The organism is Paenibacillus sp. cl141a, from assembly GCF_900109305.1.
GTDB lineage: Bacteria > Bacillota > Bacilli > Paenibacillales > Paenibacillaceae > Paenibacillus_AQ > Paenibacillus_AQ lautus_A.
Genome location: NZ_FNZO01000021.1, coordinates 14035 through 28982 on the forward strand (window position 1 = coordinate 14035; position 14948 = coordinate 28982).

The 14948-nt window shown below is 47.1% G+C and carries 10 protein-coding genes; 8 read left to right on the plus strand and 2 right to left on the minus strand.

All coding sequences use genetic code 11. From position 1 onward, the window contains the following. Positions 1–52 precede the first annotated feature (52 nt). The 7 genes from BMX45_RS30420 to BMX45_RS30450 all read left to right on the plus strand — a co-directional run bounded on the left by BMX45_RS30420 (position 53) and on the right by BMX45_RS30450 (position 11987). The gene (locus BMX45_RS30420; protein WP_254778382.1) at positions 53–1297 is read left to right on the plus strand and encodes a Gfo/Idh/MocA family protein; all 1245 of its coding nucleotides are present in this window, start codon (positions 53–55) and stop codon (positions 1295–1297) included. Positions 1298–1696: 399 nt separating this feature from the next. Further along, the gene (locus BMX45_RS30425) at positions 1697–2647 is read left to right on the plus strand and encodes an ABC transporter permease (protein ID WP_090914456.1); all 951 of its coding nucleotides are present in this window, start codon (positions 1697–1699) and stop codon (positions 2645–2647) included. Next, positions 2641–3537 (plus strand): carbohydrate ABC transporter permease, encoded by an 897-nt coding sequence (locus tag BMX45_RS30430; protein ID WP_090914458.1) that lies wholly within the window; start codon positions 2641–2643, stop codon positions 3535–3537. Before BMX45_RS30425 ends, BMX45_RS30430 begins: the two co-directional genes overlap by 7 nt. A gap of 248 nt (positions 3538–3785) precedes the next feature. Next, positions 3786–5225 (plus strand): extracellular solute-binding protein, encoded by a 1440-nt coding sequence (locus BMX45_RS30435; protein WP_254778387.1) that lies wholly within the window; start codon positions 3786–3788, stop codon positions 5223–5225. A 106-nt stretch (positions 5226–5331) separates the two neighbouring features. Then, entirely contained in the window at positions 5332–6774 is a 1443-nt protein-coding gene (locus BMX45_RS30440; RefSeq protein WP_090914462.1) for a response regulator, read from the plus strand. Between the two features lie 164 nt (positions 6775–6938). Next, positions 6939–8624, plus strand: coding sequence for a sensor histidine kinase (locus BMX45_RS30445; protein WP_254778383.1), 1686 nt, complete (start codon positions 6939–6941; stop codon positions 8622–8624). 264 nt (positions 8625–8888) lie between these two features. Beyond that, on the plus strand, positions 8889–11987 hold the full coding sequence (locus BMX45_RS30450) for a family 43 glycosylhydrolase (RefSeq protein ID WP_254778384.1): 3099 nt from the start codon (positions 8889–8891) through the stop codon (positions 11985–11987). 566 nt (positions 11988–12553) lie between these two features. Here BMX45_RS30450 and BMX45_RS30455 read toward each other — a convergent pair. Together BMX45_RS30455 and BMX45_RS30460 are read right to left on the minus strand one after the other, a co-directional pair. Next, positions 12554–13690 (minus strand): alpha/beta hydrolase, encoded by a 1137-nt coding sequence (locus tag BMX45_RS30455; protein ID WP_090914466.1) that lies wholly within the window; start codon positions 13688–13690, stop codon positions 12554–12556. A gap of 33 nt (positions 13691–13723) precedes the next feature. After that, on the minus strand, positions 13724–14383 hold the full coding sequence (locus BMX45_RS30460; RefSeq protein ID WP_090914468.1) for a TetR/AcrR family transcriptional regulator: 660 nt from the start codon (positions 14381–14383) through the stop codon (positions 13724–13726). A 323-nt stretch (positions 14384–14706) separates the two neighbouring features. Between BMX45_RS30460 and BMX45_RS31530 the strand changes: the two genes are divergently transcribed. Further along, positions 14707–14859, plus strand: coding sequence for a hypothetical protein (locus BMX45_RS31530; protein WP_175495242.1), 153 nt, complete (start codon positions 14707–14709; stop codon positions 14857–14859). Positions 14860–14948 lie beyond the last annotated feature (89 nt).

Below are 14948 nucleotides of genomic sequence, written 5' to 3' on the forward strand. Positions count from 1 at the left end.
GGGCCGGGAGAATCGTTCCCGGCACGTCAAGGCAAAGCTTTGGAGGGAAGGAATGGTGAAGATTTGTCGCACCGCGCTGATCGGGATCGGGGGATTCGGCGCTGAACATGTGAAAGTCATGCAGAAGCTTGTCGAAGAGGGCAGCCTGCAGGTTGCTGCTTTTGCGGAGCCGAATGTCGGTGCTCATCAGGAGTCTTACGACAAGCTGACCGCGCTTGGGGCCGTCCATTATATGGATTACGTGCAGATGCTCACGCTGCATCCGGATATCGATTTCGTCGTCATCGTCACACCGATCTCCTCCCACAAGCCGATGTGCATCCAGGTGATGCGGATGGGATTTCACGTGCTGGTGGAGAAGCCCCCGGCGGTAACGATTCAGGACTTGGACGAGATGATCGCGGTGCAGCTGGAGACCGGGCGTTTGTGCCAGGTGAACTTCCAGAATACGTCGGGCCAGGCGTTCCGAACGCTGCTGGAAAGGATCGGCTCCGGTGTGCTCGGGCAGGTGGAGCATGTAGTCGGCATTGGCATGTGGAAACGGTTTCGCTCTTACTACGAACGAACCCGCTGGGCCGGCAAACTGGTCAGCGACGGCCAGTGTGTGCTGGACGGGACGTTCAACAATCCGTTCGCCCACTTGCTGCACCATAGCTTGCTGGCGGCCGGAGGAGGCGCCGCAGACTTGAACCCGGAATCGGTGCAGGCCGAGCTTTACCACGTCAATGACATCGAGGGGGACGATGTCTCCTGTATTCGCGCCGTTATGGCTAACGGTGTGAGCGTTCATTTTTACGCCATGCTTTGTCACGAAGTCAGCGAAGTGCCTTCGATTGCAGTTTACGGAACGCTAGGGGAGGCGCATTGGAATTACCAGAACAAGCTGACCATTCGCGCACAGGACGCCGAAGAGGATTTGGCGTTTGGTCCGACCGATTTGATGTGCAGCATGTATCTGAACCTGATGGAAGCGATTGAAACCCCAGGGAAACCGCTCTTCTCGCCGCTCAAGGCAAGCCGAAGCTTCGTGCTGGTATCCAACGGCGCCTATGAGTCGGCTCGCGCCGTTCGTGCCATTCCCGGCCGATTCGTGACCGAGCGGGAGGATGGAGATTCCACGGTGCGCTTGCTGCCCAGCTTGTCCGAGAAGATGAGAGACGCTGCAGCGAAACGGCAGCTGTACAGTGAATATCCGCTTCCTTGGGCGACGCCGACCCAGCTGTTCCGGATGGAGGGCTACAGCCGATTCGAGCTGCCTGCCAATATGCACACAAATAACGGTAGACCGACCAATTAGAGGCGTTCCTTCAGGGCTCTTTTTACAATGTCGAGGTTTCATCTAAAGATAAACCATAGATCAATAGTTTGCCGAGGCAATTCCATTTCTCACTGTTTTTTGGATTCCAACACAGTTAAAGATGGGGTTTCTTGTTGCAAGGGGAAGCCGACAAGTTACATGCATTAAAAATTCATTTTATGTATTTTTGGAGGCATGCTACCTATTTAAATGAATCAGGACCCAATGGTCTCTGGTTCTTTATTTTGTTTACCTGACTATTTCCTCACTACAGTTTTCATACAACTACCTTTTTAAGTTATTACCAAATTGATTTAAGGGAGTACATTTTTTTATTTGATCCTGAAGGTAAAATGATAAACATGAGAGCTCCTTATTACAGTCGGAAGGATGGGAAAAATGAAAGCGGTTTTAGACAGCTCCCGAAAGTACGGCGCAACAAAAAGGAATAATAACTTTCTGTACTATATCAAAAGAGACGGTCTGTTATATTTTCTTTTGCTGCTGCCGATGGCGTATATCCTGATTTTCAAGTATGCACCCATCTATGGCCTTGTGATGGCATTCCAAGATTACAACATTTTTGAAGGAATTAGAGGGAGCGAATGGGTAGGACTGGATGTGTTCCGGTTTATTTTTGAGCAGGACAGCTTCTACCGTGCATTAAAGAATACGCTGGTCCTGAATGTTCTGGACTTGATCGCGGGTTTTCCGGCCCCAATTCTTCTGGCGATTTTGCTCAATGAAGTACGGCAAGCAAAATTCAAGAAAATGACCCAGACCGTGTTGTATCTGCCCCATTTTTTGTCCTGGGTTATTATTGGCGGTATGGTCTATCTGATGTTTTCTAACGGCGGCATGATCAACCATTTTCTGTCGGGCTTGGGTTTGGAAAGAATCGAGTTTCTGTCGCAGAAAACACCTTGGTTAATTACTTATATTACCGTTGGCGTATGGCAAAATATCGGATGGGGCACCATCATTTATTTGGCGGCCATAACCGGAATCAATAGGGAGTTGTATGAGGCCTCCGATATTGATGGCTGCAGCAGGCTGCGCAAAATGTGGCATATTACACTGCCTGGCATTAAGTCTACCATCAATATTTTGTTGATTCTCCAAATCGGCAGAATGGTTTCCATCGGATTTGACCGTCCCTTTGTGATGGGGAATTCACTGGTTAGCGATTACTCTGATGTTATCAGTACTTTCGTCTATAGAGTTGGTATTAGTTCGGGTGATTTCTCCCAGGCAACGGCGGTAGGATTGTTCCAATCCGTGGTCGGCCTGATCCTGCTGTTATCTGCAAACTTTGTTGCGAAAAAATTAGGCGAGGATGGGATATGGTGAGGGCGGCTATCAATAGGGGCAAGAGGAAAAAAATGACTGTAGCGGATATGGCCATCATTGTATTTATCGTGGCATTGTCCTTCACATGTATCGTGCCGTTTCTGTATATGATTGCGCTTTCTTTCAGTTCCAACGAAGCGATAATTTCTCAAAAGGTAGGACTGTGGCCAGTAGACTTCACAGCAGAAACGTACAAAACCATATTGAGCGATATGGATATGCTGTATACGCTTGGATACAGTATCGTGCTTACGATATTTTACACTTTGGTATGCATGTTCCTGACCATATGTGCAGCGTATCCGTTAACGAAGAAGCGGCTAAAGGGAAGAAACTTTATTCTGACGGCGTTGGTCTTCACCATGTATTTCAGCGGCGGTTTAATTCCCTCCTATATTCTGGTTAAAAACCTGGGCATGATGAATTCGGTTTGGAGCCTGGTTTTGCCGGGTGCCATGAGCGTGTTTAATATGATCATCCTGAAAACCTTCTTCAGCAATCTTCCGGAGAGTCTGGAAGAATCGGCAGCCATTGACGGGTGTTCGGATCTGGGCATTCTCATCAAGATTGTGCTCCCCCTTTCGTTGCCATCGATCGCCACATTGAGCCTTTTCTATGCGGTGGACAGATGGAATGGATTCCAGGATGCGCTGTTCTACATTACGAAAAAAGAGCTGTACCCTATGCAGATGAAGTTATACCAGATCATTTCGGCCAATCAGCAGTTGGATAGCCAACAAGGAGGAGAAGGAAGTGTCGGCTCCTATATTGTCCCTGAGTCTTTGAAAGCGGCCAGTGTCATGTTTACAACGATTCCGATTTTGCTGATCTATCCTAAACTGCAGAAGTATTTCGTGGATGGTGTGATGACTGGGGCTATCAAGGGATGATGGGGAAACAGATTATGATGAAGGGGGGATCCCGGCCTAGCGGATGATTTAAGAGAATTAATCACAAGAACGAAAGGGTGGTTAACGTGTATAAGGGCATAAAGAAGAAAGCAGCAATTCTATTTAGCACAGTGCTTCTAGCCGTAGGAGTGGCAGGCTGTGGTGGCGCAGGCCATAACAATGGGGAGACGGTATCAAAAGGGTCCAACGTTTCGGAAACGGGCTCCGGTTCCCCAGTAACCTTGACAGTGGAAGTGTTTGACAGAGGTATTCAGGGACAACCAGACTTGAACAACAACACGTGGACCAAATATGTCAATGAAAAATTCGGGAAGCCTAATAACGCTATTGTAAAATTTGTTCCTGTCCCCCGTTCCCAAGAAGTCGATAAGCTGAATGTATTGATGGCTGCCAACGAAGCTCCTGATATTTCCTTCACCTATGACGGGAATACCGTAACCCGTTTCGCAAAAAGCGGTGGCCTTTATACACTGGATGAATTGTTGGAGAAGCATGGCCAGCAATTAAAGTCTTATCTGGGCGAGAACGTTCTTTCCTACGGGAAATATGAGGGCAAACAAATCTCGATCCCAGGCAAGCGTACCCTGATTGCTTGGAACGGCATGTTTATCCGCAAGGATTGGCTGGATAAGCTGGGAATGCCTGTTCCAACGAACCGGGATGAATTATATAATACCCTCGTGGCTTTCCGTGACAAGAACCCGGGTCATGTGAATGGTGTCATTCCGTGGGCAACAGCGGCTTCCGGTATGAACTACACCTTTGGCAACCTGATTCCTTCGTTCTGGGGTCCGATGTCGGAGGAGGAATTCGTTACCACCACCAATTGGCTGAAGCCCGGCACCAAGGATGCATATAAATGGCTGAACAAACTGTACAATGAAAAGCTGATCAGCCCCGACTTTGCGCTGGATAAAACAACCAAACAAGCGGATGCCGATGTGACCAATGGCAAGGTAGGCTTCTACGCTGCCAACTGGGATTATCCACTTTCACAAAAAATTCGTGAACCCCTGAAACAAAATGCACCTGATGCCAACTATGTTGCTGTAGATACCTTCAAAAACGATGAGGGGAAATATCTGAAAGAGATGTACAATGAAAACGGGATTTTCTCCTTCATCCCGAAAAGCAGCAAGAATGCGGAGCTGGCCATAAAGTATCTGAACTGGATGGCTGATCCGGAGGTGTTGTTCTTCCTTCAGTTTGGCGAAGAAGGCGTCAACCATAAGCTTATAGACGGCATCCCGCAAGGGATTGCGCAAACCGGCGAAAATATGCAAACGAGCAATCTGAATATGGATTATACTCTCATTGTTAACGGTGCAGAGCTGGGCGATACCGAAAAGAATGTCCGAACGTACGCAGCAGCCTTAGCAGCCGGAGATCAGAGCTATGAAAAACTGGCTGTCGAGTCATACAAGATCAATACGACGGATGGCTATACAGGCTTCTATTACGGCGTCTCGAACGAAGCTAGTATCAAGTACGGCAAAACGCTGGGTGACATGAACAAGCAAATGAGTGACAGGCTGGTCGTTGCCAAGCCGGCAGAGTTCGACGCCTTGTATGACAAGCTGGTGAAGGAATATATGGACGCCGGCGGTCAGGCTGTTCAGGATGAGAATATTAAGAACTACAGAGAAATCAAAGCACAGAGCAAGTAATCCATGGCATAAGGATAAACCAGTCCGTGGTTTATCCTTATTTCGTTGCTGTCCCCGAATAATTTTGCTATTATTCGGGGAAATCCATATGTTCAGGAGGATACCCATGTACAAGGTCATGATTGTAGATGATGAGCCGTGGGCAATTAAAGGAATCCGCAACGCCTTCGATTGGGATAAATATGGATTTGAAATTATCGGGCAATTTAAAAGCGCTTACAAAGCATGGGATGCCATAAAAGCGGATAAACCAGATTTGGTATTTACGGACATCCGTATGCCTGAGATATCCGGACTGGAACTGATGAAGAGGGCCAAAGTAGAAGGGCTGGACATTGAGTTTGTCATCGTAAGCGGATATGCGGAATTTGAATACGCCCAGAAAGCGCTGCGCTACGGCGCGCTGGATTATTTCCTGAAGCCTCTGGATATCGATAAGGCTGACCCCTTCATTGCGAAGCTGGCCATGCATTTCTCCCGAAGAAGCACCGCACGGAACCAACTCCTTCTGGATGCGCTGACCTCGGCGAATGAGGACGCGATCAAGAGCTTCCTACCGCTTCCCGATGATGCAGCTGTGTACTATTATCAGGTGTTGACCATCTATTTTGAGGGAGAACATAAAAATATAAGGAACATGCTTTCTTTGGAGGGAAAGCCTGTTCATGTTGTGGAAGTTGAAGCTGGAGCCCGAAAAATGCTAGTTGTCCTGATGACGGAGCATCGGGCTTGTCTGGAAGGACTTTCGGATAAGTGGATTCTGAATAAGACGGGCATCCATGTTATGGGCGTCAGCAGCATCTCTAATCAACTAAAGCACATGAGCAAGCTGATTAAAGAAGCAGACCTGTCCGCTTCCCAGGTTTTTCTTGAAGAAGCTGGGGGAGTCGTTCACTACGAGCCGAAGCTTCATCTGGTGAAGCCATGTATCGATGAAATCCACCACATCCTTCAGGGAAATCAATTTGACGATGTGGAAGCGTACATTAATGGGCTGCAGACATATTTCAGGGATCATCATCTGGGCATGTCTGAGGTTGTCTACCTGTGGAATCAAGCTGTTGGGATCCTTATCAAAGCATATTCTGAGGAATTGAAGGATATGGAACTGGAATTCCTGAATTATTCCGAGATCAAGGAACGATTTGAACACTTTGAGTCGCTATGCAGCTTTTTACATGAGGTTCTCGACTCCATCAGGATAGGAAACAGCCGCTCTGTGCAGGAAGGGGACATCCAGTCCTGCTTCAACAGGATGATCCATTATATCAACCATCATTTTGAACAGAAATTGTATTTGAAGGATTTATCTGCCCAGTTCTTCATTAACCAGGTGTATTGCTGTCAATTATTCAGAAAAAATCTGGGCAAAACCTTCTCTGAATATGTGTCGGAGCTGAGAATCAAGAAAGCCCGCGAGCTCCTGAAGCGAACGGATCTATCCATTGAAGAAGTGGCCATTCAGGCCGGGTATGTCGATTATTATTATTTCAATAAAGTGTTCAAGAAGCATTGCGGGATGACCCCCGCCAAATTCAGAAAAAGTTGATATGAACGGAGCGGCGGGCCATGAAGATCAGTAAACTGAAATTGAAGCATCAGATATGGCTTATCTTTTTTTTCTCCATCATCATTTTTACTGTCATGGAATTTTATTATTATTATAGTTTCTCTAATTTGACCCAGAAGAGAGCCGCCCATTACAGTAACCAGATGATAGAACAAACACGCCGCAAAATTGATTCTGCATTTAGTGACATCAGGGTCAGCACCAGCATTGCGGTCAATAGCAGACGGGTTCAGGAATTTTCTGTAGTGGATGATGATTATCAAAGGGCGTTTAATAGCGGTCCAAATGCATTGGATCTCATGGAATATATGAGATCCTTTAATTCGTATGTGGACGGAATCGTAATTAATGATATTCGGGGAAGACGGCTTTACAGTTCGGCATCAGCAAGCGGAGATATTTTTTTTCTTAATCGTTACGATACCTTTATCCAGAAGTATAAGGAAGATCCTTCGCTGCGGGACAAGGGGATGTTCACCTCGATTCTAAAAGACGACAGAACAGGAACGGAACAGTTCTTTTATATTGCGCCGATTGTGGAGGCCATCGGAGGAATCTATTTCTCCCAAATTACGGGTTACTGTACCGTTTTGGTCAATATGGACAAAATGCAGGGGCTTGTGGAAAATACGGAATTAACGCCCAACTCTACCTTGTACATTCTGAATAGCCGGGATGAGGTGATTGCTTCCACCAATTCCAATGCCCGAGGTGCGTTATTCAGGGAAGTTCTGTCTATGGATAAGGGCGTCCTGCTTAACGGGGTCAAAACAACGATCGATGGGGAAGATATTCTTGTCCAGGTTAAGGATTTGGAGCAGGCAGACGGGTGGCGGGTTGTGAGTATGATTCCAGTGCAAGAGCTTACTGCAGACATGAACCCTATACGGAAAGTCAGCATTATCGTGGGGATGGGGATGATTCTAAGCATGCTTATCATGGGCAGTTTCTTTATGAACAATCTGATGCGTCCGGTGATGGGACTTGTTCTGGATATGAAGAGAGTGGGGAGCCGGGACATGGGCTTCCGCATTAAAGTCCGGTCTACCAATGAAGTAGGCATGCTGGCCTGCGACATTAACCGGGTCATCAATGAAAGGGAAGAGATGGCAAGTGATATGATCAATACCCAGGCCAGATTATACGAATCTGAGCTGAGTCAGAAACAGGCGGAGTTTGCTGCCCTGCAAAGCCAGATCAACCCCCACTTTCTCTATAATACGCTCAATTGCATCAGCAGCATCGGATTGGAATACGGAAGCAGGGAGATCGCGCAAATTGCATCTTGCATGTCCAAAATATTCCGATACAGTATAAAAAAAGATAATCTTGTGCGGATAAGGGATGAACTGGACTGTATTCAGGCTTATATGAACATTATCGCCATCCGGTACGAGAATAAATTTATCATCGACATCGATGTGGACGATGGACTCCTGGAGATGCAAACCCCCAAGATGATTCTCCAGCCCATTGTGGAGAATGCGGTCTATCATGGGCTGGAACGGATGGATCAAGGGGGCCGGCTTCAAGTTACCGGGAGCATAGATTCGCATGGGGACGTGTGCTTCCAGATCACGGATACTGGGAAGGGCATGGACCCGGAGAAATTGGCTTCTCTTCAGGCTAAGCTGGGCATGGCATCCCCTGAACCTGCACCAGATGGCCAACCTGCTACAAGCATTGGACTATCCAATATCCATAACAGGCTTCGGCTATTGTTCGGAGAGGGTTACGGGATCGCCATACAAAGCCAGTTCGGCCATGGGACGACCGTGACCGTGAGGATTCCAAAGCTGTTAAACAACCGCAAACCTTCAGAAGAGTAAGGTTATGTCGATAGCCGGACACACTCCCTACAATGTATTGTTTTTCTTCAGGACACATCCCTTCATTGGGGATTGTGTCCTTTTTTTCTTCGGATTCCCGGCAATAACAATCAAACGTTGAGAGGGTTAAGAATAATCCGAAGGTCAAGACACTTTTTCTAAAACGGTTACCAAAACAATTTAAGATAGTACCTTTTTTTATTTTTCTCTGAAAGTAGAATGAGGTCATGGCTGAAAATATCAATGACAGGGGGATGGATGAGGTTGAAAGCGGTTTTATGGGATCGGAAAAGATTCAGGTATTTGCTGTTTTGTCTCGCAGTGCTGCTGATGCTGCCGCAATGGAACGGAGCGGCTATGGCGGTAGAGCAAACGCCAGATAGGGCGGATTTGACATCCCGGCAGGAGGGAAAAGATGTGTCTGATTTCTACAATGTTATCATGCAGACAGGCGCCGACCCTTGGGTTTACAAGCATACGGACGGCTACTACTACAATGTCTTTGTCAATGCCAGCGGCATCATGATCCGCAGAGCGAAGACCATTACCGGCATTGAGGCGGGCGAGAGAAGCCTTGCCTGGACACCGGTTAAGGGTACCATGTACAGTTCCAATGTTTGGGCGCCTGAAATGCACTATCTCAAAGATAGCGATGGCCAATTTAAATGGTATATTTACTTCGCAGCCGACAACGGTACCAACGCAAACCACCGTATGTACGTGCTGGAGAACACCAGTGAAAACCCGATGACGGGAAGCTGGGAGTTCAAAGGGAAAATTACCGATTCCACTGATCGTTGGGCAATTGACGGAACCGTGCTGACTGTAAACGAGGATCATTATTTTATTTGGTCCGGCTGGGAGGAAACCGACGGAAGCTTTCAAAATTTATATATCGCAACGATGAGCGATCCTCGGACCATCAGTTCGGAACGGGTCCTGATTTCAACGCCTGAATATGACTGGGAAACTTCCCCGGGGAGGATCAATGAAGGCCCTGAGGTCACGGTAAAGGGCGACACCATCAATCTGATCTATTCAGCCAACGGAAGCTGGACAGACAGTTACTCCCTCGGGTTGATCACGGCCAAGATTAGCGACGATGTAATGAATCCCGACTCCTGGGTAAAGCGGGATAAGCCGATCTTTTCTAGCGCCAATGGTGTTTACGGCCCTGGCCACCATAGTATCGTCTCATCTCCTGACGGCACAGAGGACTGGATCATTTACCATGCTGCCCGCTGGCCGGGGTCAGGCTGGACCCGCAAAGTCTACGCACAGAAATTCACTTGGAATGACGATAATACGCCGAACCTGGGAGAGCCGGTAGATCCGAACATACCGATTGCCATACCTTCCGGCGAGCCGATGCGGAAGCGGTATGAAGCGGAGAATGCGTTGTTGGTGAAGGATCCAAATGGAGAAACTTCTCCGGCTGTCCGGCGGGAAAGCACCGCATCAGGCGGGATGAAAATCGCGGGTATCAAGAACGCTAATGATTATGCCCAGTTTTCAGTAAATGTGCCGGAGGCGGGATTCTATAACCTGTCTGTGCGCAGTGCCAACGGCTCCCCCAATGCGGCGGATGCCTCCCATATATTGTCGGTCAACGGCAGCTCCGGTGCCAAATTGAACATCGTCTATTCTGGTCCGAATCGTTGGGGAGCCTCCACGGCGAAATTCTTCCTTAAGGGAGGCGACAACATCATCCGCTTCTCGAAAGGGAGCAATCTGGCCGAAATCGACAGTATGGATCTGTTTAAGCTGGATACATCGGAAATTTTATTTGAAATCCCGGGATTCACCCTGGGGTTGAACGAAACCCGCCGTTTGCCCCTGTATACGGTAACGGGCGCTACCTATACCGCTATCGATACAGGAGCTGCCTTCAGTTCTTCCGACACGAAGGTAGCCATTATTGATGAAGGGGATCAGATTCAAGCTGTCGGGGCGGGCAGTACGACAATTACCGCAACATATAATGGGAAAACAACAACGGCTGCGGTAACCGTTGTCGCAGAGCCCAGATCAGTGCAGTCACTTGACATAAGCGGATTGGACAGCGTCTTGAACAGCGGACAACGAAGCCTCCCATTGCAGGTAACTGCTCGCTATAACAACTATGAAATGAAGAATGTGGCAGCTGATGCTCAGTATACCAGCAGCGATCCCGGGGTGGCCCGGATTGATACTGTCTCGGTCACCCCATCGGTATACGCAGATAAACCGGGTACAGCTCTTATTTCAGCCGAATACAACGGCAGCAAAACGGCAATCCATTTGACGGTAATCGAGGCTTCTGATGCGGTTCAGGTGGTTTCCGAAGTGAAGACTCCTTCCGGAGTGACTCCTGATCCGCCCAGCGTTGTGGATGTTGTCAATCATAGCGAGTCGATGACGGCGGAAGTTGCCAGCTGGAAGCCGGAGGGAATGGACTTCAGCTCTCTTGGTACTACTCAGGTGCCAGTCATTCTGAAGGTGGATGGCCGAGATATTCCTTCCACTGTATCCGTAGAAGTTGTTGCAGGATGGGGCCTTGATGACATTGTGGACCAGCTCCGCAATAGACTGGCGAATTTCTCTTATCCGTTGGGCACGGGGTTAGGCAACTATAGCCAATCCAAGTATGACGCTTTTGTGGCCGAGGTGGATAAAGCGGAGGAGATGGCCTCCAACCCCGATCTGAGCAAAGAGCAGTTTGACGGGCAGCTGGATAATCTCGCTCAAGCGGAAGAGGCTTTGTTAGCTTCACTTAACCTCATACAGGATGGCGTTGTCTATAACGCTTACCGGGATTTCTCCGGCGATACGGTAGGCAAATACCCTTACGGTATCACTACCGAAGATCTGACCAATGGAGCTACCGCAACGGTAAAGGAAGAGGACGGGAATAAATTTCTACGACTGACCACGACCGCTACCTCGGGCAAGGCAAACCTGTTCCTGCCATATACAGGCGAGGTAAAGGCTGGGGCGGATCAGCGCATCGTCATCGAATACCGCGCCAGATTAAACAGCAGCTTCCCATACGCGAATGGCGCCATGATGAGAAACGACAGCGGTACCGGCAATTATTCGATGGTCACTGCTTTTGATACCGGTAAGTTTATTGTACAGAACGGCGGGTCCAAGAAAGCAGTCCAAAACGTGTCCTACAATACATGGTACAAAATCAAAATGGTGGCCAACTGGGATAACAAAACCTACACCGTCTACCTCGACGATGTTCCGGTAGCTACGGATTACAATTTCCGCCATACAGGCGGTGACAAGCTGATTGGACAACTGTTTGGGATTGACGGATACGCCAATGCCTCCATCGATTTTGATGATTTCAAAGCTATGGTCATAGGAGGACCATAGGCTGCGCCAGAGGGTCTTGGGAAAGTCGATGAAACAGCGGCTGGCGCCAAAGATGGACGCATCACCGGGGTGAATGATTCCATGGAATGGTCTTGCACCTGGTTAAATGTAGAAGGTGATACACTTGCCAATCTGCCGCTCGGAACGTACTGGGTTCGATACCGCGAAACGGACACTCATAAAGCAAGTCCTTATGTGGAGTTCACTATCTTGGCCTTTAATCAATCAATTCCTGTCACCGGTGTTAGATTGGACCAAACGATTGCGCAATTGTATACCAATCATGGGAGCTCTACTGTCCAGCTCACCGCACATGTAGAACCCGCTGAAGCATAAATTTAATACAAAGGAGAAGCTTTGGTTTGTAATCTCAATGTCTGTTAGAATTCAGCCAATTACTAACATCTTCAAGTGTGTTTTTCAACGCTGAAAACACCGCTTACCATCTCAAGTAGAAAACAATCCCTGAAAAATGAGAGAGCCGATAACCGCGTGATAGGGTTATCGGCTCTCTGTCTGTACGACTAGCTCTTTGACATGCGTTTATCAGCAACTTCTTGGTTATGTCACTTGTTGCTGGTCTTCTTGATCAAGTCCACGCCATCGTATGCCAGACTTTCCACGCTTGCAGCCTTCTGCAGTATATAATGATCAAAAAAGTTCTTCGTGTAGTCTGTAACAAGATTTCGCATCTCCATAGCATCCCGTTCGCCTCTGAGTTCCTCATTAACACTGGTAAACACGATGTCGCAGTAATCTAAATGCGCAACACGATCAACAGAGAAATAATAGGTTTCCATGCTATTGTTAGCGCCAATTATCGCATTCATGTTATAGTTAGGTTCGCAAAACAGTAGTAAGAAGGGTTTCTTAAGGTCGCTGCCCTGAAGGCCGAACGCACCACTATCCAAGCCAATCCCGCAGGCGAACCGATCGTCGTCCCGGCAAACCATCGCCGTCGTAGGCCCTCCATAAGAATGTCCGACTATGCCCATGCCGATGTCAAGCAGCAATCTGCCCTTAAAGATGGAATTCAGCTCTCCAGAGTCCAGTTTGTAAAGATAATCGGCTACATACCTTACATCTTCTGCCTGTAATTCGCTATACTCTGTTAACTTGGCAAGTATCGGCAGTGTAAGCACGTTTTGGCACATCTCAATGGCTGTTTCATCGTCAGGCCGCATCTCCATCTTACCAGCCAACGCCACCATCTCCGGATCTTCAGAAAACGCCATAATGACATCCGAAAAATCCATTGATACATTAAACAGTCGCCCATCTTTACGCTTATACATCGTGCTATTCGGATGCCCGATGCTTACCACAACATATCCCAAACTTGCCAAGTCAGTACAGATCACGGTACCCCATTCTGGAGAACCGCCCCCGCCGCAAACATAGAATAACACCGGATAGCGCTTTTCCTTCCCGGAGAGAGCAAGATCGTCGTAACACTGGGTCTTGATATCTATAGAGTAAGCATCCTTCAACGGAGCGAGAAGTGGCTGCTCATCAAGCATTTCGTAGACTTCAGGAAACATGTACGTTGATGTAGTCTTACCTTCGCTACTGTCGGACGGATAGTACACAAACGCCGTCAGTTCTCTTTTTGAATGATCTGATGCCGTATACTCAAAATCCATCTGGGTTCGACCGACAGCATAACTGCCGATTGGTTCTGGAAATGCGTCAAAAGTTTTCATTTTCTTGTTCCCCCTATCCTCAGTGAAACATATCTACTCCTTGGCTTTCTTGAGATCGCGAACCATTTCAGCATATTTATGATCTTCAAGCAGCCCATGACTCATAAAGTCAGTAAAATACTTCCTAATCTTATGTTGCAGCGTAGAGTCCTTAATATTGAATTCCCTAAAAAACATGACTAAATTAAACTGCATCGACTCAAACATAAAAGAAATCAGGTCGTCGTCAATATCAGGTCGGAGATATCCATCAACTCTCATTCGGCGTAAAATGTCCTTGATTAAGGGGAATGACTCGCCCTTCAGCACATTCAGATATATTTTAAGCAAAATGTTCTCAGGAATGTATAAAAGTGTTTCAGTGAGTTTGATTTCCAACTCATTCAGCGGCTCGGTCACAATGCCATTAACGCTACCAAATAAGCCAGTAAGGAAAAACTGGAGGAGGGAATCTTCATTACTGTTATTAAAATACGCAGCTCTTTTCTGGGTCACATTACGTATTAAGAGACAATATAAGTCATCTTTGTCTTCAAAATACCGATAAAATGTTCCGGGGTGCATGGACAAACGATCCAAAACCATCTTCATAGTTATATCCTCGTAAAGATGATCAACAAAAAGATGCATAGCGCTATTAGATATTTCCTCGCGCCTTGCTTCATCTAAACGAAAGAAAGTACTTTTTGGCATAGACTACTCCTTTATGTGAGGCGTGAATTGATTCACACTATAACGGTAATTAATTCACATGTCAAGCAGTGTTGAAATATTAACATCATAATAAAAGATTTATATGAAGTGAAAAGGACGGAACGAACGGTTACAGAGGGAAGAGTGAGAAAGGAGCGAAAAGTGAGGATGTATTCTAAAAGCAATAGAATATGGATTGGTGTGGTGGTAATAGTTTGTGTAGTAGGAGATGTAATGAGATTCCAAAGCACATATGCGAAAAGTACGACTAATCAAAGCCACTGAATTAATCAATGCTATAGGTGTGGATGGCACTGCAGGCTATGGGCAAAAAAGACTTAGATGGCGAGCTGCCAAAGTCACCCGGAGAAGTCATTGCAATACAGAACAGTAGATCACCTGATGGTCGGGATATTCCGCTGTTTGATGTTGATGGTCAATCGGTAAATGGTGTGTTTCATGTTGGAGGAAAGTAATAAAATAAGATGATAAGTGTTACGCCTCCGCAATAGGGAGCTAAGAACATGGAATTCTTGTCAAAACACAATGACAAGAACTTGATAAC